This window comes from Pseudomonas sp. LBUM1648, assembly GCF_059716145.1.
Window position 1 is genome coordinate 3,887,842 of record NZ_CP166808.1, and the last position, 19,424, is coordinate 3,907,265.

Sequence of the window (19,424 nt, forward strand, 5' to 3'; positions counted from 1 at the left end):
ATGAACGATCACAACAACAATATTCAGTTGGAAACCGCCATGACCACGACCACCATGACCATGATCCAGGCCCTGCGCTCGGCCATGGATGTGATGCTTGAGCGTGATGACAATGTGGTGGTGTTCGGTCAGGACGTCGGTTATTTCGGCGGCGTGTTCCGTTGCACCGAGGGCTTGCAGACCAAGTACGGCGCCTCGCGAGTGTTCGATGCTCCGATCTCCGAGAGTGGCATCGTCGGCGTTGCCGTCGGCATGGGCGCTTACGGTCTGCGTCCGGTGGCTGAAATCCAGTTCGCCGACTACGTCTACCCGGCCTCCGACCAGATCATTTCCGAAGCGGCGCGTCTGCGTTATCGCTCGGCTGGCGAATTCACCGCACCGATGACCCTGCGCATGCCTTGCGGCGGCGGCATCTACGGTGGCCAGACCCACAGCCAGAGCATCGAAGCGATGTTCACCCAGGTCTGCGGTCTGCGCACCGTCATGCCGTCCAACCCCTACGACGCCAAAGGCCTGCTGATCGCCTCCATCGAAAACGATGATCCGGTGATCTTCCTCGAGCCAAAACGCCTGTACAACGGCCCGTTCGACGGCCATCACGACCGTCCTGTTACCCCGTGGTCGAAGCACCCCGCCGCACAGGTTCCGGACGGCTACTACACCGTGCCGCTGGACGTCGCCGCGATCACCCGTCCGGGCAAGGACGTGACCGTGCTGACCTACGGCACCACCGTTTATGTGTCGCAAGTCGCGGCTGAAGAAAGCGGCGTCGACGCCGAAGTGATCGACCTGCGCAGCCTGTGGCCGCTGGACCTGGAAACCATCGTCAACTCCGTGAAGAAAACCGGTCGTTGCGTGGTGGTGCACGAAGCCACCCGCACCTGCGGTTTCGGCGCCGAACTGGTATCGCTGGTGCAAGAGCATTGCTTCCATCACCTGGAAGCGCCGATCGAACGCGTCACCGGTTGGGACACCCCCTACCCGCACGCGCAAGAGTGGGCGTATTTCCCTGGGCCGTCCCGAGTGGGCGCGGCGTTGAAGCGGGTCATGGAGGTCTGAATGGGCACGCACGTTATCAAGATGCCGGACATTGGCGAAGGCATCGCAGAAGTAGAACTGTCGCAGTGGCACGTCAAGGTTGGTGATCTGGTCGTTGAAGATCAGGTGCTGGCGGACGTGATGACCGACAAGGCGATGGTCGATATTCCGTCGCCGGTCCATGGCAAGGTCATTGCTCTGGGCGGCCAGCCGGGTGAAGTCATGGCAGTGGGCAGTGTGCTGATCAGCATTGAAGTTGAAGGCGCCGGCAACCTGAAAGAGTCTGCCGCGCCAGCGCCTGTTAAAGAGGCGCCTGCTGCACCGAAAGTTGAAGCCGTTGTAGAGAGCAAACCTGTCGCCGCCGCGCCGCGTCCGGCGACCGTTTGCCAAGGCCCGATGGTTGCTCGCGAAGCGGATGAACGTCCACTGGCCTCCCCGGCCGTGCGCAAGCATGCGCTGGATCTGGGCATTCAGTTGCGTCTGGTACGCGGCACCGGCCCGGCCGGTCGCGTGTTGCACGAAGATCTCGACACCTATCTGGCGCAAGGTCAGTCGAACGCCTCTGCGCCTGCATCCGCCGCATACGCCGCATACGCCCAGCGTAATGACGAAGAGCAGATTCAGGTGATCGGCATGCGCCGAAAGATCGCCCAACGCATGCAGGACGCCACCCAGCGTGCTGCGCATTTCAGCTATGTCGAAGAAATCGACGTCACCGCGATTGAAGAGCTGCGCGCCCACCTGAATGAAAAACACGGTGCGAGCCGTGGCAAGTTGACCCTGCTGCCGTTCCTCGTGCGCGCTCTGGTCGTTGCCCTGCGTGACTTCCCGCAAATGAACGCCCGCTATGACGACGAAGCCCAGGTCATCACCCGTCTCGGCGCGGTACACGTAGGCGTCGCCACGCAAAGCGATGTCGGTTTGATGGTGCCAGTGGTTCGTCACGCCGAGGCACGCAGCCTGTGGGACAGCGCCGCCGAGATCTCACGTTTGGCCAATGCCGCGCGCAATGGCAAGGCCAGCCGCGATGAGTTGTCAGGCTCGACTATTACCCTGACCAGCCTCGGTGCGCTGGGCGGCATTGTCAGCACGCCTGTTTTGAACCTGCCGGAAGTGGCGATCGTCGGCGTGAATAAAATCGTCGAACGCCCGATGGTCGTCAAAGGCCAGGTGGTGATCCGCAAGATGATGAACCTCTCCAGCTCCTTCGATCACCGCGTGGTCGACGGCATGGACGCGGCGCTCTTCATCCAGGCCATTCGTGGCCTGCTCGAACAACCCGCGACCCTGTTTGTGGAGTGATGGCATGCAAACTCTGAACACCACGCTGCTGATCATCGGCGGCGGCCCCGGCGGTTATGTCACGGCGATTCGCGCCGGGCAGTTGGGCATTGCGACCATTCTGGTCGAAGGCCAATCGCTTGGGGGCACCTGCCTCAACATCGGCTGCATTCCGTCCAAAGCGCTGATTCATGTGGCCGAGCAGTTTCACCAGACTCAGCATCACAGTCAGCATTCGGCGCTGGGGATCAGCGTCTCGGCGCCGACGCTGGACATCAGCAAAAGCGTTGAGTGGAAGGACGGCATCGTTGATCGCCTGACCACCGGCGTCGCCGCGCTGCTCAAGAAGAACAAGGTTCAGGTCATCAATGGCTGGGCCAAGGTCATCGACGGCAAAACCGTGGAAGTCGGCGACACCCGCATCCAGTGCGAGCACCTGGTGCTTGCCACCGGTTCCACCAGCGTCAATTTGCCGATCCTGCCGATTGGCGGGCCGATCATCTCCTCCACCGAAGCGTTGGCGCCGAAAAGCGTACCAAAACGCCTGATCGTGGTTGGCGGTGGTTACATCGGCCTGGAATTGGGCATTGCTTACCGCAAGCTCGGTGCCGAGGTCAGTGTGGTCGAGGCGCAGGATCGCATCCTGCCCGCCTATGACGCGGAACTGACCCAACCGGTGCATGACGCATTGAAGCAACTGGGCGTGAAGCTGTATCTCAAGCACAGTGTTTTGGGCTTCGACGGTACGTTGCAGGTGCGTGATCCGAACGGCGACACCCTCAATCTGGAAACCGATCAGGTGCTGGTGGCCGTTGGTCGCAAACCCAACACCCAAGGCTGGAACCTCGAAGCACTGAGTCTGGAAATGAACGGCTCGGCGATCAAGATCGACAGCCGTTGCCAGACCAGCATGCGTAATGTCTATGCCATCGGCGATCTCAGCGGCGAGCCGATGCTGGCTCACCGCGCCATGGCTCAGGGCGAAATGGTTGCCGAGTTGATCAGCGGCAAAACCCGCGAATTCAACCCGACCGCCATCGCCGCCGTGTGCTTTACCGACCCGGAACTGGTGGTGGTGGGCAAGACGCCGGACGAGGCCAAGGCTGCCGGGCTCGACTGCATCGTTTCCAGTTTCCCGTTTGCCGCCAATGGACGGGCGATGACGCTGGAGTCAAAAAGCGGCTTCGTGCGGGTGGTCGCTCGTCGGGACAATCATCTGATTGTCGGCTGGCAAGCGGTGGGTGTCGGGGTTTCGGAATTGTCCACGGCGTTTGCGCAGAGCCTCGAAATGGGCGCGCGCCTGGAAGACATCGGCGGCACCATTCATGCGCATCCGACTTTGGGTGAGGCGGTGCAAGAAGCGGCGTTGCGTGCTTTGGGGCATGCGTTGCATCTGTAATTCAGGACTTTTGCGGATGGCCATGAAGGCCCCTTCGCGAGCAGGCTCGCTCCCACATTTGAAATGGGTTCTACCTGTGGGAGCGAGCCTGCTCGCGAATTCCTGAGGGCAACACGAATTATCTGTCTGTCATCCGATAGTCCGGGCTGCGAAACCGCTCAAGAATGAAGTATTGTTGTGACCATCCAAAAAACGTCAGAAGCCTTGAACCGTTTCGACGGTTGTTCAGTGATAGAGGGTGTCATGGGTAACGAAAGCATCAATTGGGACAAGCTGGGTTTTGACTACATCAAAACCGACAAACGCTATCTGTCGTACTTTCGCGATGGCGAGTGGGACAAAGGCACCCTGACCGAAGATAACGTGCTGCACATCAGCGAAGGCTCCACTGCCCTTCACTATGGCCAGCAATGCTTCGAAGGCATGAAGGCCTATCGTTGCAAGGACGGCTCGATCAACTTGTTCCGCCCGGACCAGAACGCCCTGCGCATGCAACGCAGCTGCGCGCGTCTGCTGATGCCGCTGGTCGACACCGAGCAGTTCATCGAAGCCTGTAAAGAAGTGGTTCGTGCCAACGAGCGCTTCATCCCGCCATACGGCACCGGCGGCGCGCTGTACCTGCGTCCGTTCGTGATCGGGGTGGGTGACAACATCGGCGTGCGTACCGCCCCCGAGTTCATCTTCTCGATTTTCTGCATTCCGGTTGGCGCCTACTTCAAGGGCGGCCTGACCCCGCACAATTTCCAGATTTCCAGCTACGACCGCGCCGCCCCACAAGGCACCGGCGCCGCCAAGGTCGGCGGCAACTACGCTGCCAGTCTGATGCCGGGCTCGAAAGCGAAGAAAGCCAACTTCGCCGACGCGATCTATCTGGACCCGATGACCCACACCAAAATCGAGGAAGTCGGTTCGGCCAACTTCTTCGGGATCACCCACGACAACAAGTTCATCACACCGAACTCGCCATCGGTATTGCCGGGTATCACCCGTCTGTCGCTGATCGAACTGGCGAAATCGCGTCTGGGCCTGGAAGTGGTTGAAGGCGACGTGCTCATCGACAAACTGTCGGACTTCAAGGAAGCCGGCGCCTGCGGTACTGCTGCGGTGATCACCCCGATCGGCGGCATCAGCTACAACGACCATCTGCACGTGTTCCACAGCGAAACCGAAGTCGGCCCGGTCACCCAGAAGCTCTACAAAGAGCTGACTGGTGTGCAGACCGGCGACATCGAAGCGCCAGCGGGCTGGATCGTCAAGGTTTGATCTGACGGCCAGACGCACAAAAGCCCCCATCGAGTAATCGATGGGGGCTTTTTATTGTCCGCTCCGTTCGCTGTCCTTCAGGGCAATGCGTTTACCGGTGCGCCCGGCGATCCCGCTCGCCTGCCCGTTCTGCTGTTTACCCATCCGCGCCTGAGTAATCAACCCGGGGATCAACTCCCCCTCCGGCAAGTTCTTCCAGAATCGCACCGGCAAATGCCCTTGCATCACTTTCGGATTCAACCGCGCCGGATTGAAGATGTGGCTGTAATAGGTCAACCAAAGGTCGCCATGCGGGTCATCGACGTTCTGCGCCATTTGCTGCCATTCAACGGGGCATTGGCGCTCATGGATCAGTTGTTCGCCGTCGTAATAAACCCCGTCGCGCGGTGTGGCGATCAGCCAGCGGTGACGGCCCATACGGGCGACGAAATGCTCGCTGGCGCTGTGCAGGATGTCGTGGGCGGGTTCGTGCCATGCCACATATTGTGGGCCTGGCGAATCTTTAGGGCGTTCGATGAAACGCACGAATGCATGCAGATGATGGGCTTCGCGGCTGACTTGTTTGATTCGCCGCTGCAATTCGCTGCCCAGTTTGTCGCCGGCCATCATTGCCGTGCGGTCGCCGTGACTGACTCGCCACAGCACTTCATACAGCAGGCTCCAGCGTTGATCGCCTCGATAGCGCGCGGCTTGCTCCAGGGTGTCGAGTAACGCACGCGGAATGCGGGCCTGAAACGGGCCGTGCCCCTCGGGCACTTTATGGTCGCTGGCAAACAAGTCGCTGACGCCCTCCGAAGCCCAACTCACCAGACTCGGGTCGACCTCATGACTGAGTAGCCAGCGTGCCTGTTGGCGCCAGGTATCGAACAGGTCGTCGCAATCAAGATTGATCATCCCCACAACCCCATCTGCTGCGGCTGCGGCCGGTCGCGCAATTGCTGATAAAGCATATGGCTGGTGACCTCGGCCTGCTGCGGGTGGTAGTCGCTGGTGATGATGAACGGCTTGGCCTTGGCCAGCACACAGCGCATACGTGCCACGTCTTCGTAGCGGATCCGCCGCTGTCGACGCAGTTCCACCAGACGTTCGGTGGTACGCAGGCCAATGCCGGGGATGCGTGCGATCAGTGCGGGCTCGGCGCGGTTCAGATCCAGCGGGAACACCTCGCGATTCTGCAGTGCCCACGCCAGTTTCGGATCGATATCCAGCGCCAGATTGCCAGGCCCCTTGAGCAGCTCATCGGCGCTGTAGCCGTAACTGCGCAAGAGAAAATCGGCCTGATACAAGCGGTGCTCGCGCATCAGCGGCGGTGCGGCCAGCGGCACGCTTTTCGGGCTGTCGGGGATCGGGCTGAACGCCGAATAGTAGACCCGACGCAGGCGAAAATTGCCGTACAAGGCCTGGGCGCCATGGAGGATTGTGCTGTCGTCGGTATCATCGGCGCCGACGATCATCTGAGTGCTCTGCCCGGCCGGCGCGAACTTCGGCGCGCGTGGCTCGTTGAGCACGGTCTGCTCGCCGGTGTAGATGGTCTGCATGGCCTGCTTGATCGAGCCGATCTGTTTCTCCGGGGCCAGGGTTTGCAGGCTGGCATCGGTGGGCAGCTCGATGTTGACGCTCAGGCGATCGGCGTAACGCCCGGCCTGCTCGATCAACGCAGGATCGGCTTCGGGGATGGTCTTGAGGTGAATGTAACCGCGAAACTCGTGTTCTTCGCGCAGCAACTTGGCGACCCGTACCAGTTGCTCCATGGTGTAGTCCGCCGAGCGAATGATGCCGGAGCTGAGAAACAGGCCGCTGACACAGTTGCGTCGGTAGAAGTCCATGGTCAGCGCCACGACTTCTTCGGGGGTGAAGCGTGCCCGTGGCACATCGCTGGAGCGGCGATTGACGCAGTATTGGCAGTCGTAGAGGCAGAAATTGGTCAGCAGAATCTTCAGCAGCGAAACGCAGCGCCCGTCCGGTGTGTAGCTGTGACAAATACCCATGCCATCGGTCGAGCCCAGGCCGCTCTTACCCTCGGAGCTTCGCTTGGGCGCACCGCTGCTCGCGCAGGAGGCGTCGTACTTGGCGGCGTCGGCGAGAATGCTGAGCTTGTCGATGATTTGCATGGCGCGGACTCTGTACTGGTTGCATATACAGTAGCGAGTCTATCGAATCGACACAAGGTGCAAAGCCAGATCAAAAGATCGCAGCCTGCGGCAGCTCCTACACGGTTCGGTTACACCCCACTCCTGTAGGAGCGGCAGCAGGCTGCGATCCTTTGATCTTCACCTCACCGGGCAACTCGACACCAAACCGAACGCCGATTTCTTTGCGCCCCACCGCCGTCAGCGCCAACGCCCGACTGTCCAGATCCTGCGTCACCCACTTACGCTTCAACGCCGTTTGCAGCAATGCCGCGCCCAGCGAACCCCCCAGATGTGGCCGACGCATGCTCCAGTCCAGACACGGGCAGGCGAACTTGCGGCGCAAAGTGCTCAAGTCCTGCACCTCAATACCCAGCCCGGCAAACAAGGCCTCACCACTGTCACTCAGGCGATACGCCTGCTCGTCGGTCTCCAACAACCAGCCCGCGTCGATCAAGCGGTCATGCAGCAACACCGCCAGTGTCCCGGCCATATGGTCGTAGCAGGTGCGGGCGAATTGCAGGCGATCCGGTGTCTGCGGCTTGAACGTCGGCGCGGCGCTCTGGCCGATCACCATCAAGGCTTCCAGCGCTTGAGCCACACGCTTGTCGGCCAGGCTGTAATAACGATGGCGGCCCTGAACGTGCAAACGCACCAGCGCCAGGTCCTTGAGTTTGGCCAGATGCGCGCTGGCGGTGGAAGCGCTGACTTCGGCAACGGCTGCCAACTCGGTGCTGGTGCGGGCATGGCCGTCCATCAACGAGCAAAGGATTTTTGTGCGTGCCGGCTCGGCGATGGCTGCCGCCACTTGCGAGACGCCGATATCTTGATGTTCTGCGTGCATATTTCGCTCCCGGACGAATCGTCGCCGCTACGGACTGGAGATAGTAGCAACACTTTCCCCATCGACAAGGCTGCGAACCATGGACCCGATCACCGCTGCGACTCACGCCAATCCCTACCCCTATTACGAAAAACTTCGCTCTGAAGGTGGGCTGACGTTTCACCCCAAACTGAAAATGTGGGTAGCCAGCAGCGCCCGCGCGGTTTGTGCGGTACTGGCGCATGCCGACTGCCGAGTGCGTCCAGTCCAGGAGCCGGTGCCCAAGGCGATTGCCGAAGGCATGGCCGGCAATGTCTTCGGCCAGTTGATGCGGATGAACGACGGCGAACGCCAGCGCTGCCCGCGCTCCGCCATTGAGCCGTCACTGACGTTGATCGATCAGAACGAAGTCCGCGAGCACGTGAATGCACGACTGATCACTGCGGATGCGGACGGCTTATACAAAGCCATGTTCCGCGGCCCGGTATGCGTGGTCGCCGCGTTGCTCGGATTCAGTCCGGCACAGAGTCGGGCCATCAGCGAGCTGACCGCTGATTTCGCGGCGTGCCTGTCGCCGTTGAGCAACGACCTGCAATTGGCCGCAGCCCACGTCGCAGCGCAACATTTGCGCGGTCAGTTCATCGAGTTGTTGGCCGATGCTGATGTGAACAGCGCTTTGCTCGCGGGTATCAGGCAGCGTTTTGATGGAGATGACGAGACCCTGATCGCCAATCTGATCGGCCTCTGCTCGCAGACCTTTGAAGCCACCGCAGGGCTGATCGGCAACGCGTTGGTGATGCTGCGACACCGCCCCGAGCTAAGTGGCGCGTCGATGGAAGCCCTGCTGAACGAAGTCCAGCGCTTCGACCCGTCGGTGCAGAACACCCGACGCTTTGTCGCCGCATCCTGCGAAATAGACGGTGTGCGCGTCGAGGCCGGCGCTGTGATTGTGCTGTTGCTGGCCTCGGCCAACCGCGATCCGGCGCTGAATGACAATCCCGAGCACTTTCTGCTGGATCGTCCAAACCGCCGCAGTTTCAGTTTTGGCAGCGGTCGGCATCAGTGTCCGGGGCAAGCGCTGGCAATGAGTATTGCCAGCGCGACGGTGAGGAAAATGCTCGATCATGGCATTGAGCTTGATCGCCTGAACTGGCGTTACCGGCCTTCGCTCAACGGGCGTATTCCACTATTCAGTTTTGTGGGGGCCTGACCGACCCCAAAAATTATCGGTTAAACCGCCAACTGCAAAATCAACCAGCTATTGGCGCCGCTGATCAGCACAAACAACCCCCAGGCCAGCACCCGGGTCGGCCAGCGGTTCACGAACGGCCCCATCAGTTGCTTGTCGTTGGTCATGCGGATCAGCGGATACAGGGCAAACGGCAGTTGCAAACTCAACACCACCTGACTCATCACCAGCAGCTTGCCCACAGCGTTATCGCCCATCAGCCACACGCCGATAAACGCCGGAATCAACGCCAGCCCACGAGTGATCAGGCGCCGTTGCCAGCAGGGAATGCGCAGATTCAGATAGCCCTCCATGATCACCTGACCGGCGATGGTGCCGGTGAAGGTCGAACTCTGCCCTGACGCGAGCAACGCCACGCCGAACAGCACGCTGGCCAGCGCGCCACCGACCAGCGGATCAAGCAAGTGGTAAGCGTCCTGAATCTCCACCACGTCGGTATGCCCGGACTGGTGAAACGCAGCCGCCGCGAGGATCAGGATCGCCGCGTTGACCAGCAGCGCCAGCGCCAGCGAGCCGATGGTGTCGATGCGCGCCAGCTTCACCGCGTCCTGTTTGCTCGCCAGATCCTTGCCGATCATCCGCGTTTGCACGATGGACGTGTGCAGGTAGAGGTTATGCGGCATCACCGTGGCCCCGAGAATGCCGATTGCCAGGTACAACGGCGCGGCATCGCTGATAGCTGACAGGGAGGGTTTGAAGCCTTGGGCGACGTCCGGCCAGTACGGTTTGATCAACACCAGTTCAACAAAAAAGCACACGCCAATGGTGGCGACCAGCACCAGCATGATTGCTTCCAGTCGACGGAACCCTCGGTTCTGCAGCGCCAGCACCAGCAATGTATCGAACGCCGTGAGGGCAATGCCGAAGGTCAGCGAACAGCCAAGCAACAAGTGAAACGCCAGCGCGCAACCGAGGACTTCGGCAAGGTCGGTGGCGATGATCGAGATCTCCGCCAACACCCATTGCAGCCGCGCGGTTGGAGTGCTGTAGCGTTCGCGGGACAATTGCGCCAGATCGCGCCCGGTGGCAATGCCCAGCCGTGAGCACAGACACTGCACAACCATGCCCGCCAGACTCGCCAGCAACACCACAAACAGCAGGCTGTACCCAAAACGCGAGCCGGCCTCGATGGCCGTCGCCCAGTTGCCCGGATCCATATAGCCGATCGCCACCAGCAAACCGGGGCCGGCAAAACGCAGCACGCGCTTGAAAAACGCGGCATTGGGATCTACCGCAACACTGCCTGCCACTTCCGGCGGGCAAAACGGCGCGGTGGCGATTTTGGGCAAACTGAATTTCACGCACACATCCAGAAACAAGTCGAAAGACGCAGCTTAGACGTTTCAGCCCCTTTGATGAAAGTTCAAGACCCTGTCACACCCAGCAACTGCTGGCGCAACTCGGGATTGCGCGTACGTGGATTCAACCAGATATCAAAAAACGCCCGGGCGAACTGCGGGTCAGCGATCTCATGCTGCAACTGCTGGCCGACAAAAAAACGTGCGCCCTGCCCCGGTAAATACACCCCGGTAATGCGGGTGCCCGCCTGGACATCGACGAACGCCTGCTGCATCTGCTTCTGCCAGCCGGCCAGTTGTGCCGGCGTGACGGAGGCTCCATTCAGACGCTTGATTTCATCAACGCTGGCTTCGACCAGATCGTCGCGAGAAATCTGTCGGCGATAAATCAACTCCAGCGCGAAAGGCTGCCCGTCCGCCAGAGGCTGCGCCGTACTCCACAACCTGGCGTTATAAACATCGAAACCAAACACACTGAAATCGCCGCTGCCGATGATCCTGGCGCCGGGCACCTCGGCCTGCCAGTTGGCCCACGCTGGCGCAACCAGCAAGGCCCACAAACCGATGGCGCAGCACCCACGCAAGACACTCTTTGTTCTGTTCATCACACCATCGACTCCGGTAAACCCTGACAGGCAAAGCATAGCCTGTATGGCTTCGATACTTTGTATACAAAAATCACTCATATACGCAGCAAAACGTTCATAGCAATGCTACCGTTGCCGTCTCTCACCCGACGGAGACACTTGCGTGCTGATCCTCAAACTGCTGCTGATTCCCGGTTTTCTGCTGCTGATCTCACTGGCCGGCAAGCGTTGGGGGCCGAGCGTGGCCGGCTGGTTGTCGGGGTTGCCTGTGGTCGTCGGGCCGATTCTGTTTTTCCTCGCCATCGAACAAGGGCCACAATTTGCTGCGCAATCGGCCGTGGCCGCATTGTCGGCGATGTTCGCGATGATTGCGTTCTGCATCACTTACGCGCAGGTCGCGCAACGGGCGAACTGGCCATGGGCGCTGAGCCTTTCCCTGGCTGTCTGGGCCGCGCTGGCGCTGGTGCTGTCGTTGATTCCGGCATCGCTGCCGTTCTCGGTGGCGGCGGCAGCCGTTGCTTTGCTGGCGGCACCCTACTTGTTTCCCAAGGTGCAACCAGTGCTGAACGGCCCGGCGCCGAAGTCGGACAAACTGATCTGGCGGATGATCGCCGGCGCTGCGTTGACGCTGGTGGTGACGATGCTGGCCAGCACTGTCGGCGAACGCTGGAGCGGCCTGTTGGCGGTGTTCCCGGTGCTCGGCAGTGTGATGGCGGTGTTTTCCCAGCAGACCCGCGGCCCTGAGTTCACTGCCGCGTTGTTGCGGGCGACGGCGACCGGAATGTATTCGTTTTCGGCGTTTTGCCTGGTGTCGGCGCTGACCTTGCCGAGTCTGGGCCTCAGCGGATTTGCCATGGGCGTCGCCGTGTCGGTGGCCATGCTCGGCGTGACCCGACAGTTGCTGGCGCGCCCCGCAGTGAAACAGCAACAAGCGCAGTAACCCGGACGAGCCGCGCTGGAGTGCCACGGCTCTGCATGGGATGATCGCCCGCCTGCCCCGACCATTCCCCGGAGATTCGAATGACATTGTTGAGCAAGAAAGCCGTCGTCCTGTTACTGGCGGCCGTGGCCGGCCTCGGCGCCATCAACGCTCAGGCGGCCAAGGCCAAGGAAAAAGCGGCCACCGAGAAGGTCTCGATGCTGGGCGGCAAGTTCACCTTTGTGCTGCCCAAAGGCTTCGTCGCCGATCCGCTGCCGGCGAGCCCGACCGGTGCCACCGGCACGATGTACACCAACCAGACCACTAAAACCGTGGTCATCGCCGCCGAAAACCAGATTCCCGAAGGCAACAACGTCAAGGACAACGACAGCGAGTTTCTCGACGGCAGCGTCTCTGACTTCATCGAGGCGCAGCGCAAAGCATTGCCGGACTTCAACAAACTCAGCGAAAAAAGCCTGACCCAGAAAGGTACCGGCCTTGGCCTGCGTCAGGTCGACAGCACTGCCACCCAGGGCGGCGGCCAGACCCTCAACACGACCTTGATGGCCGGTTCGGGAACGCGCATGGCGCTGGTCCAGGTGATCTCCCGGGTCAGCGACAAGGCCGGTCACGATGCGCTGGTGAAAACCATCCTCAAGGAAAAATGATCTTCAAGGGTTGAGTTGCTGCAGCCAGGCGTTCAAGTCGCGCAATTCGGCTGCAGTGATGCTGTGGCCGATGCCGGGATACGCGTGAAATTGCGGTTTGTAAGCCAGTTTCTGTAGCAACGCATTGGCCTCGGTGCCGTCGCGATACGGCACGCGATCATCGGCGGTGCCGTGACCGATAAAGATGTTCAGTGGCAACGGTTGTTGCTCGGTCTTGAGCTCGCTTTTCAACACCGGCAATAAACGCCCGCTCAACGCCGCAATGCCGCCCACCGCCACCGGTGGTCGCAGGCCTACCTCGTAGGTCATCATCGCGCCCTGGCTGAAACCGATCAGGTACACCTTGTCCGGGGCCGCGTGATATTTCTTCGCCGCTTGCGCGACAAAATCCCGGAGCTTCTGGCCGCTGGCCTTCAGATCATCGGTCTCACCGTTGTAGGCGCCTTCGCCTTTCTTGCGAAACCACTGGAAACGCCCTTCGCCCAACGCCAGCGGCGCCTGCACCGACAGGTAGTTGTACTGCGCCGGGAGCTGAAATTTCATGCCGATCAGATCGGCCTCGTTACTACCGTAGCCGTGCAGGAAAATCACCAGCGGACGCGGATCGGCATCCGGGTGAACCTGTTCGATGTACTTGAGTGGCAGATCGGATTGCAGAGTAGTTTGAGCATGGACGGCGGTGGACGCCAGGAGGGTCAACAGAGCAAACACCTTCAACATAAGTCTTCCTTCACAGGGTGTCGGGTTCGGGGGGAGCCTAACACTCTGAAGCAGGGATCCAAACATTGAGGTACTGCCAGCGATGAGGCCTTCAGATCCGCCGCAGAGCTGTCAGTCGTTAGTCAGCTTGCCCGTGCGAAACGGCACCCGCCCCGCCACTTTCGCCTGCCAGATCCCCGGCTCGGTATAACGCCCGCGATCCAGCGCAAACAACACCCCGCTGGTTCCGGCACGCACGGTGGTCAACTGATCCTTCAACGGATCCACCACCTCAAAAATCGCATCGCCCTTCTCGACCCACTCGCCCGCATTGCGCAGGAAACTCACCACGCCATGGTGCGGGGCAAACAGGTATTCGGTGCCGGCGAACGGCATGCCTTCACAGCACTCACTCGGCGCCGCCGGCCATTCACCGCTGATGAAACCCTGCTCCGCCAGAAACCCGAGAATCGCCTCGCAATTGGCTTGGGCCTGATCAACCCGAGTGTCGCCCATGCTGCCCAGCTCCAAAGTGGTCGCGAGGTTGGCCGCCGGGATCGCCGCGTCCGGGAAGGCGCGCGCCAGACGCAGCCACGGTGTCGAGCAAGACTCGTCAAACGAACTGCCGCCGGAATCTTCACACAGCAACGCCACGCCCGCCTTGATCCGCGCCGCCAGCGATTGCCACTGCGGCCAGTGTTGCGGCAGCGCGTAAAGATGAATCGACGCCTCGAAATCGCAATGCAGGTCGAGGGTAATGTCGGCGTCGCAAGCATGGCGCAGGAGCAAGCGATGCAGCGCTTCCAGTTGCGAGGCCGGTGCTGGCAGATCATCGAAGACCCGGCCCATGGTCTGACGGATCAGCGCGATGTTGGCGTCGGCATCGACGCCCAATTGATCACCGATCAACGCCGCCACCGGCGCGCTGAGTTCGACAAACCCACGGTTGAAATTCTTGCCGCTGCCCAGTTCGAAGCGGCCCATGTGAGCGCTTTGCAGATGCTGGTCCAGGCCAATCGGGTTGGCCACCGGCACCAGCTCGATCACGCCTTGCAAACGACCTTGTGCTTCGAGTGCGTTCAGGCGTTGTTTGAGTTCCCAGGCGGTGCGCATGCCCGGCAGTTCATCGGCGTGCAGGCTGGCCTGGATGTACAGCTTGCGGGTGCCGGCGCCGTAACGGAACACGCTGAGGGAGCGCTCGCTGCCCAAGTGGCTCCAGGGCAGAACATGGTCGATGCGTTGCATAAGAAAACTCCGCGAACTCTGTAGGAGCTGCCGCAGGCTGCGATCTTTTGATCTTGTTTTTCAGGATCAAGATCAAAAGATCGCAGCCTGCGGCAGCTCCTACATTGGAAAGGTGTGATGCAGGATAAATCATGGGCACAAAAAAAGTGGCCACCGCGTAAACGGGGCCACTTTTTTCTACAGCCTATTAATGGCCGTACACGTCAAAGTCGAAGTACTTGTCCTGCACTTGCTTGTACTTGCCGTTGGCGCGGATTTCGGTGATGGCCTTGTTGAATTGCTCAGCCAGAGCGGTATCGCCCTTGCGCACTGCAATCCCGGCGCCGCCGCCGAAGTATTTGGCGTCTTCGTAGGTCGGGCCGACGAATTCGAAGCCTTTGCCCGCGTCGGTTTTCAGGAAACCGTCGCTCAAGTTGACCGAGTCGGCCAGCATCGCGTCAATACGACCCGAGACCATGTCCAGGTTGGCTTCCTGCTGCGAGCCGTAACGTACCAACTGGATCCCGGCCGGCACCAGCACTTCGGTGGCGTAGCGGTCGTGGGTACTGGCACGCAGTACGCCGACTTTCTTGCCTTTGAGTTCGGTCAGAGGGTCTTTGACGCCGGAACCTGCCTTCATCACGAAGCGAGCCGGGGTGTGGTAGTACTTGATGGTGAAGTCGACGTTTTTCTTGCGGTCGTCAGTGATGGTCATCGAAGACAGGATCGAGTCGATCTTCTTCACTTTCAACGCCGGGATCAGGCCATCGAATTCCTGCTCGACCCAGATACATTTGACTTTCATCTGCTCACAGAGCGCATCGCCGATATCCACGTCGAAACCGGTGAGTTTGCCTTCAGGGGTTTTCATCGAGAACGGCGGGTAGCCGGCTTCGATACCGATGCGGATCGGCTTGGCGTCTTCGGCCACAGCGGTCAGGGACAACATCGACAGTGCCAGGGCACCAAACATCACTAGCTTCTTCATTTATAACTCCTGTGTGCGGAGGCTTTTATTGGCAGCTTTCGAGTCAGCGTCCGGTCATGGCCATTTTCAGGCAAAAAACCGAAGTGGCCGGCAGTCTATGGCGGCGCGCACAGGGCAGATTGTTTTTAAGCGACAAATACTTACAGAAGATCGGCGCACCAGCTGAGCGGTGTCAAACGGTGCGCCGTCGTGGTGCAAAGGCTGTAGGACAAGCCCTCAAACTGTACAAAAAAACCCGTGTAGGAGCTGCCGGAGGCTGCGATCTTTTGATTTTGATTTTAAGTGCAAGATCAAAAGATCGCAGCCTCCGGCAGCTCCTACACAGGGTTTGGGTTTTAGCAGTTGCAGCCGATGGGTGCCTTGGCAGCTTGCTCCACGCTTAATTCAAACCCTTCGTCCAGCCATCCGGTCACGCCGCCGATCATCTCCTTGACCGGGTAACCCAGTGCTGCCAGTTTCACCGCGGCCTTGTTGGCGCCATTGCAATGTGGGCCGGCGCAATAGACCACGAACAACGTGGTTTTCGGATAACTCGCCAGTGCTTCAGCCTTCAGCAAACGCCCCGGCATATTGATCGCGCCCGGAACATGTCCACGTTCGAATGCCAGTGGCCCGCGCACATCGACCAGCACAAAGTCGACCTCACCGGCCTCTTGGCTGCTGAATACGTCGGAACAATCGGTTTCGAAGGTCAGACGGTTGCTGAAATGCATCAGGGCAATCGCCGACGGGGCGGCAGGAATTTCGCGAACCAGACTGGTCATGGGGTGTTGCTCCTAAATCTGAACGGGTGTGGACAGACTTTATCGAGCCGCCGCTTGCCGCTACAGTGGCGCACAAGACACTCACCGGGAATTTTCCGCCAAATGCCCTTATCACCCAATCTGGTCGCGATTCTGGCCTACGACGGGCTCTGTACTTTCGAGTTCGGCATTGCCGTGGAGATCTTCGGCCTGGCCCGGCCGGAGTTCGATTTTCCTTGGTACGAGCATGCGATTGCTGCGGTCGATCAAGGGCCGATGCGCGCCATGGGCGGGATTCAGGTATTGGCCGATGGCGGTCTGGAACTGCTGGCCGAGGCCCGCACCATCATCATTCCCGGCTGGCGCGACCGTAATGCTGCGGTGCCTCCCGAATTGATCGACGCACTGCGCCAGGCCCATGCCCGGGGAGCGCGACTGTTGTCGATCTGCTCGGGGGTATTTGTGCTGGCAGCCACCGGCCTGCTCGACGGCCACGGCGCCACCACTCATTGGCGTTACACCACTGAACTGGCGCAACGCTTTCCGGCGATTGCGGTTGATCCCGATGTGCTTTATGTGGATTCGGGCCAGTTGATCACCTCGGCCGGCAGCGCGGCCGGCATTGACGCCTGCCTGCATCTGGTGGCGCGGGACTTCGGCACGCAAGTGGCCAATTCGGTGGCGCGACGACTGGTGATGTCGCCGCAGCGTACCGGCGGTCAGGCGCAATTCATTCCGACACCGGTGAGCGCGACGCCGCGCAATGACCTGTCGCGGGTAATGCAGTGGGCGCGCGAGCGCTTGCATGAACCACTGGAGGTGCGCGATCTGGCCAGTGAAGCGGCGATGAGTGAGCGCACTTTTTTACGACGGTTCAGCGAGGCCAGCGGTCAGTCGCCCAAGGCGTGGTTGCAGCATGAACGCCTGGCCCGGGCGCGAGAATTGCTGGAAAGCACGGATCAGCACACCGAACAGATTGCCGAACGCTGTGGTTATCGGTCGGTGGAGAGTTTCCGGGTGGCGTTTCGTGGCGTGGTCGGGGTACCGCCGTCGGTGTATCGGGAGCGGTTTGGGCGTGGGGTGAAGGTCAGTTCTTGAGTGAATTTTGAAGGCCCCATCGCGAGCAGGCTCACTCCTACATCTTGGAATGCGTTCCCCCTGTAGGAGCGAGCCTGCTCGCGAAGAGGCCCGGTAAAACGCAGCATCATTTTGGCATCAGCCATGAGGCTACAGCGCCTTGCGCCTTTGCCTACAACTACGCCAGAATCCGCCGGCTTGTGCGGCTTGGGGGTCGCCGGTAACTTGGTTCGCGTCACTGAAGGGTCAGTGATCGGGTTTAGTCGCTCGGTGGTTTGTAAGCAGCATACAGTCCGTTCTGTCAGGCACTCTAACGCCTGTGCTTAATGGTAGTTATGCGTAGGGCATCTTCGGGTGCGCCGGGACTGCTTAGAACCACCGGTCGACTAACCTGCGCATAGCTGCCACCCATTTGTTTAGTCGCAATGGACGTGTCGGCCTCATTAAAAGGTTCTAAGAAATGTTCAAAATAACGCCAAATCCGCCTGAAACAGGCGCGGAAATCGATCCAAATCCAACGTCCCCCTATTCCACCCCGGGCTCCAGAAAACTTCACGAAGCCGCCGAACGCGCCCTCGATCACTATCTGAAACCCACACCGCCTTCACCACCACGCAAACCCAGCACCATGTTCCTCGTTGACCCGAACACAGGCACCGAAGACCTCATGGCCCACGCCTGCGAATCCATGGCTTCGGCCAGCGTCATGCTCAGCGACTTTGCCGCCCTGCTCGACTCGCCCTACCGCAACACCGTTCTCGGTATCCAGCAAATCGTCATGCTCGGCGAACTCGCGGTCAACCGCGCCCTCGACAAACTCGATCCGAGGCAATGACCATGACCCATAAAACAGATGCACAGGTCGTCGCGGCATTGATAGCCATGGGCTTCAACGAACGGGACAGACGTTGGGCGCAGAACGCCTGCCTGGTGCTCTTCGAAAGCGAACGAGAAACCATCGTCGCCTCCGCCGTCACCGCCCTCGCCCAACTCGATGAGCTGGAAGTCGACGCCGTGCTGCCCGCACTGCACCGCGTGACACGCCGCTTCCCATCACTGCAAAGAACCGTGGCCGACACACTGGCCGAGATGGCGCACGCGGCCTGATTGACCGCGTGATCGTTCTTCGCGAGCAAGCTCGCTCCCACATTGATCTGCGGTGTACTCAACCGCAATCAACTGTAGGAGCGAGCCTGCTCGCGAAGGCTTCCTTTCTGCTCACGAATATCTGAAAGCCAGACTCCAGGAAGGCTTAAGTCATGAAGGAACATCATCCGCGCCTCCAGCGCTATTCAAATGTCTGGGATGCACTGGAAGACACGCCGCAAGATGCCGCCAATATGCGCCTGCGGGCCAAGCTTATGCGCACGCTTTGCGAGACCATTCGAGCGTGGGAGCTGCCTCAAAAAGAAGCTGCTCAACGCTTGGGCATTACTCAGCCGCGACTCAACGACGTACTCAATGGCAAAATCGACAAGTTCTCTTTGGATGCGCTGGTCAATCTGTCAGCCGCAGCAAAGCTGGAGGTAGACATCTGCTTCCCGATGGGCCAACCGCTGCAATGGGCCTGAAAGAACGCTGACCCGCCGCCAGCACGCTCAACCAAATGATGAGGGGCTTCGCCCCTCTCACGGCCAAAACGGTCCCCGCCCACCTCAATCCTCCCGTGTCAGCACTTCCAACAACTCAATCTCAAACACAAGATTCGAATTCGGCGGAATTTTGCCCATCGTCCGCTCGCCGTATCCCAAATGCGCCGGCACCAACAATTTGCGTTTGCCACCGACCTGCATGCCCATCAAACCCTGATCCCAACCCTTGATCACCCGCCCAGTACCGATCACGCACTGAAACGGTTTGCCACGGCTGTGGGAAGAATCGAACTCGGTGGCGTCTTCCAGCCAGCCGGTGTAGTGGGTGGTGATCAGCGCGCCTTTGACGACGGCTTTGCCCTCGCCCACCTCAAGATCGATTACCTGCAGTTCATCATTCATGACATTCACTCTATATGTTCGGCCGGCCGCCGTTTTCCCAGAATT

21 protein-coding genes are annotated in these 19,424 nt (G+C 60.1%); 11 read left to right on the plus strand and 10 right to left on the minus strand.

The features are described from left to right. From ACA043_RS17650 to ACA043_RS17665, 4 genes are all read left to right on the plus strand, one after another. Positions 1-1,059, plus strand: coding sequence for an alpha-ketoacid dehydrogenase subunit beta (locus ACA043_RS17650; protein WP_489880983.1), 1,059 nt, complete (start codon positions 1-3; stop codon positions 1,057-1,059). Further along, on the plus strand, positions 1,060-2,340 hold the full coding sequence (locus tag ACA043_RS17655; protein WP_497657553.1) for a dihydrolipoamide acetyltransferase family protein: 1,281 nt from the start codon (positions 1,060-1,062) through the stop codon (positions 2,338-2,340). A gap of 4 nt (positions 2,341-2,344) precedes the next feature. Then, complete coding sequence (gene lpdA / locus ACA043_RS17660; RefSeq protein ID WP_497614503.1) at positions 2,345-3,718, plus strand: dihydrolipoyl dehydrogenase; 1,374 nt, start codon at positions 2,345-2,347, stop codon at positions 3,716-3,718. Positions 3,719-3,961: 243 nt separating this feature from the next. Continuing rightward, positions 3,962-4,981 carry a branched-chain amino acid aminotransferase gene (locus tag ACA043_RS17665; RefSeq protein WP_187681104.1) on the plus strand — a complete coding sequence of 340 codons (1,020 nt, stop codon included), beginning with the start codon at positions 3,962-3,964 and terminating at the stop codon, positions 4,979-4,981. Between the two features lie 51 nt (positions 4,982-5,032). Here the strand turns inward: ACA043_RS17665 and ACA043_RS17670 are convergent, their stop codons facing one another. From ACA043_RS17670 to ACA043_RS17680, 3 genes are all read right to left on the minus strand, one after another. Continuing rightward, positions 5,033-5,875, minus strand: a complete 843-nt coding sequence (locus ACA043_RS17670) for a TIGR03915 family putative DNA repair protein (protein WP_497657554.1) — start codon at positions 5,873-5,875, stop codon at positions 5,033-5,035. After that, entirely contained in the window at positions 5,872-7,092 is a 1,221-nt protein-coding gene (locus tag ACA043_RS17675) for a putative DNA modification/repair radical SAM protein (protein ID WP_497657555.1), read from the minus strand. Before ACA043_RS17675 ends, ACA043_RS17670 begins: the two co-directional genes overlap by 4 nt. Positions 7,093-7,189: 97 nt before the next feature. Beyond that, a complete protein-coding gene (locus ACA043_RS17680) occupies positions 7,190-7,954 on the minus strand; it encodes an ArsR/SmtB family transcription factor (RefSeq protein WP_497657556.1) in 765 nt (254 codons plus the stop codon). Positions 7,955-8,033: 79 nt separating this feature from the next. On the opposite strand from ACA043_RS17680, the gene ACA043_RS17685 reads away from it, so the two are divergent. Further along, the gene (locus ACA043_RS17685) at positions 8,034-9,143 is read left to right on the plus strand and encodes a cytochrome P450 (protein ID WP_497657557.1); all 1,110 of its coding nucleotides are present in this window, start codon (positions 8,034-8,036) and stop codon (positions 9,141-9,143) included. Positions 9,144-9,163: 20 nt separating this feature from the next. On the opposite strand, the gene ACA043_RS17690 is transcribed toward ACA043_RS17685, so the two are convergent. Both ACA043_RS17690 and ACA043_RS17695 read right to left on the minus strand, forming a co-directional pair. Next, on the minus strand, positions 9,164-10,432 hold the full coding sequence (locus ACA043_RS17690) for an Nramp family divalent metal transporter (RefSeq protein WP_497659661.1): 1,269 nt from the start codon (positions 10,430-10,432) through the stop codon (positions 9,164-9,166). 113 nt (positions 10,433-10,545) lie between these two features. Then, positions 10,546-11,085 (minus strand): chalcone isomerase family protein, encoded by a 540-nt coding sequence (locus ACA043_RS17695; protein WP_497657558.1) that lies wholly within the window; start codon positions 11,083-11,085, stop codon positions 10,546-10,548. 145 nt (positions 11,086-11,230) lie between these two features. On the opposite strand from ACA043_RS17695, the gene ACA043_RS17700 reads away from it, so the two are divergent. Together ACA043_RS17700 and ACA043_RS17705 are read left to right on the plus strand one after the other, a co-directional pair. Then, positions 11,231-12,007, plus strand: coding sequence for a hypothetical protein (locus ACA043_RS17700; RefSeq protein ID WP_401267636.1), 777 nt, complete (start codon positions 11,231-11,233; stop codon positions 12,005-12,007). An 80-nt stretch (positions 12,008-12,087) separates the two neighbouring features. Beyond that, positions 12,088-12,654, plus strand: coding sequence for a DcrB/PsbP domain-containing protein (locus tag ACA043_RS17705; RefSeq protein ID WP_497657559.1), 567 nt, complete (start codon positions 12,088-12,090; stop codon positions 12,652-12,654). Positions 12,655-12,657: 3 nt separating this feature from the next. On the opposite strand, the gene ACA043_RS17710 is transcribed toward ACA043_RS17705, so the two are convergent. From ACA043_RS17710 to ACA043_RS17725, 4 genes are all read right to left on the minus strand, one after another. Beyond that, on the minus strand, positions 12,658-13,374 hold the full coding sequence (locus tag ACA043_RS17710; RefSeq protein WP_401267632.1) for an alpha/beta hydrolase: 717 nt from the start codon (positions 13,372-13,374) through the stop codon (positions 12,658-12,660). 111 nt (positions 13,375-13,485) lie between these two features. Continuing rightward, the gene (locus ACA043_RS17715; RefSeq protein ID WP_497657560.1) at positions 13,486-14,598 is read right to left on the minus strand and encodes a succinylglutamate desuccinylase/aspartoacylase family protein; all 1,113 of its coding nucleotides are present in this window, start codon (positions 14,596-14,598) and stop codon (positions 13,486-13,488) included. Positions 14,599-14,785: 187 nt separating this feature from the next. Further along, positions 14,786-15,565 carry an ABC transporter substrate-binding protein gene (locus ACA043_RS17720; RefSeq protein ID WP_489880993.1) on the minus strand — a complete coding sequence of 260 codons (780 nt, stop codon included), beginning with the start codon at positions 15,563-15,565 and terminating at the stop codon, positions 14,786-14,788. A gap of 335 nt (positions 15,566-15,900) precedes the next feature. Beyond that, the gene (locus ACA043_RS17725) at positions 15,901-16,329 is read right to left on the minus strand and encodes a rhodanese-like domain-containing protein (protein ID WP_497657561.1); all 429 of its coding nucleotides are present in this window, start codon (positions 16,327-16,329) and stop codon (positions 15,901-15,903) included. 102 nt (positions 16,330-16,431) lie between these two features. Here ACA043_RS17725 and ftrA point away from each other — a divergent pair, with 102 nt between their 5' ends. The 4 genes from ftrA (at position 16,432) to ACA043_RS17745 (ending at position 18,956) form a co-directional block, all read left to right on the plus strand. Next, positions 16,432-17,406: a transcriptional regulator FtrA gene (gene ftrA, locus ACA043_RS17730; protein WP_497657562.1), complete on the plus strand. Its 975-nt coding sequence runs from the start codon at positions 16,432-16,434 to the stop codon at positions 17,404-17,406. Between the two features lie 439 nt (positions 17,407-17,845). Then, positions 17,846-18,220 (plus strand): DUF6124 family protein, encoded by a 375-nt coding sequence (locus ACA043_RS17735; RefSeq protein ID WP_497614521.1) that lies wholly within the window; start codon positions 17,846-17,848, stop codon positions 18,218-18,220. A gap of 2 nt (positions 18,221-18,222) precedes the next feature. Continuing rightward, complete coding sequence (locus ACA043_RS17740; protein WP_187678384.1) at positions 18,223-18,492, plus strand: hypothetical protein; 270 nt, start codon at positions 18,223-18,225, stop codon at positions 18,490-18,492. 152 nt (positions 18,493-18,644) lie between these two features. Then, on the plus strand, positions 18,645-18,956 hold the full coding sequence (locus ACA043_RS17745; RefSeq protein ID WP_497657563.1) for a helix-turn-helix domain-containing protein: 312 nt from the start codon (positions 18,645-18,647) through the stop codon (positions 18,954-18,956). 84 nt (positions 18,957-19,040) lie between these two features. Here the strand turns inward: ACA043_RS17745 and ACA043_RS17750 are convergent, their stop codons facing one another. Continuing rightward, the gene (locus tag ACA043_RS17750) at positions 19,041-19,379 is read right to left on the minus strand and encodes an FKBP-type peptidyl-prolyl cis-trans isomerase (protein WP_401267615.1); all 339 of its coding nucleotides are present in this window, start codon (positions 19,377-19,379) and stop codon (positions 19,041-19,043) included. Between the last annotated feature and the right edge of the window lie 45 nt (positions 19,380-19,424).

Bases quoted from the DNA above. Each gene is read 5' to 3' on its own strand.
- ACA043_RS17685 (WP_497657557.1), top strand. From the start codon at position 8,034: ATGGACCCGATCACCGCTGCGACTCACGCCAATCCCTACCCCTATTAC.
- ACA043_RS17675 (WP_497657555.1), bottom strand. From the start codon at position 7,092: ATGCAAATCATCGACAAGCTCAGCATTCTCGCCGACGCCGCCAAGTAC.
- ACA043_RS17705 (WP_497657559.1), top strand. From the start codon at position 12,088: ATGACATTGTTGAGCAAGAAAGCCGTCGTCCTGTTACTGGCGGCCGTG.
- ACA043_RS17680 (WP_497657556.1), bottom strand. From the start codon at position 7,954: ATGCACGCAGAACATCAAGATATCGGCGTCTCGCAAGTGGCGGCAGCC.
- ACA043_RS17740 (WP_187678384.1), top strand. From the start codon at position 18,223: ATGACCCATAAAACAGATGCACAGGTCGTCGCGGCATTGATAGCCATG.
- ACA043_RS17715 (WP_497657560.1), bottom strand. From the start codon at position 14,598: ATGCAACGCATCGACCATGTTCTGCCCTGGAGCCACTTGGGCAGCGAG.
- ACA043_RS17650 (WP_489880983.1), top strand. From the start codon at position 1: ATGAACGATCACAACAACAATATTCAGTTGGAAACCGCCATGACCACG.
- ACA043_RS17745 (WP_497657563.1), top strand. From the start codon at position 18,645: ATGAAGGAACATCATCCGCGCCTCCAGCGCTATTCAAATGTCTGGGAT.
- ACA043_RS17750 (WP_401267615.1), bottom strand. From the start codon at position 19,379: ATGAATGATGAACTGCAGGTAATCGATCTTGAGGTGGGCGAGGGCAAA.
- ACA043_RS17720 (WP_489880993.1), bottom strand. From the start codon at position 15,565: ATGAAGAAGCTAGTGATGTTTGGTGCCCTGGCACTGTCGATGTTGTCC.
- ACA043_RS17655 (WP_497657553.1), top strand. From the start codon at position 1,060: ATGGGCACGCACGTTATCAAGATGCCGGACATTGGCGAAGGCATCGCA.
- ACA043_RS17725 (WP_497657561.1), bottom strand. From the start codon at position 16,329: ATGACCAGTCTGGTTCGCGAAATTCCTGCCGCCCCGTCGGCGATTGCC.
- lpdA (WP_497614503.1), top strand. From the start codon at position 2,345: ATGCAAACTCTGAACACCACGCTGCTGATCATCGGCGGCGGCCCCGGC.
- ACA043_RS17695 (WP_497657558.1), bottom strand. From the start codon at position 11,085: ATGAACAGAACAAAGAGTGTCTTGCGTGGGTGCTGCGCCATCGGTTTG.
- ACA043_RS17735 (WP_497614521.1), top strand. From the start codon at position 17,846: ATGTTCAAAATAACGCCAAATCCGCCTGAAACAGGCGCGGAAATCGAT.
- ftrA (WP_497657562.1), top strand. From the start codon at position 16,432: ATGCCCTTATCACCCAATCTGGTCGCGATTCTGGCCTACGACGGGCTC.
- ACA043_RS17665 (WP_187681104.1), top strand. From the start codon at position 3,962: ATGGGTAACGAAAGCATCAATTGGGACAAGCTGGGTTTTGACTACATC.
- ACA043_RS17710 (WP_401267632.1), bottom strand. From the start codon at position 13,374: ATGTTGAAGGTGTTTGCTCTGTTGACCCTCCTGGCGTCCACCGCCGTC.
- ACA043_RS17670 (WP_497657554.1), bottom strand. From the start codon at position 5,875: ATGATCAATCTTGATTGCGACGACCTGTTCGATACCTGGCGCCAACAG.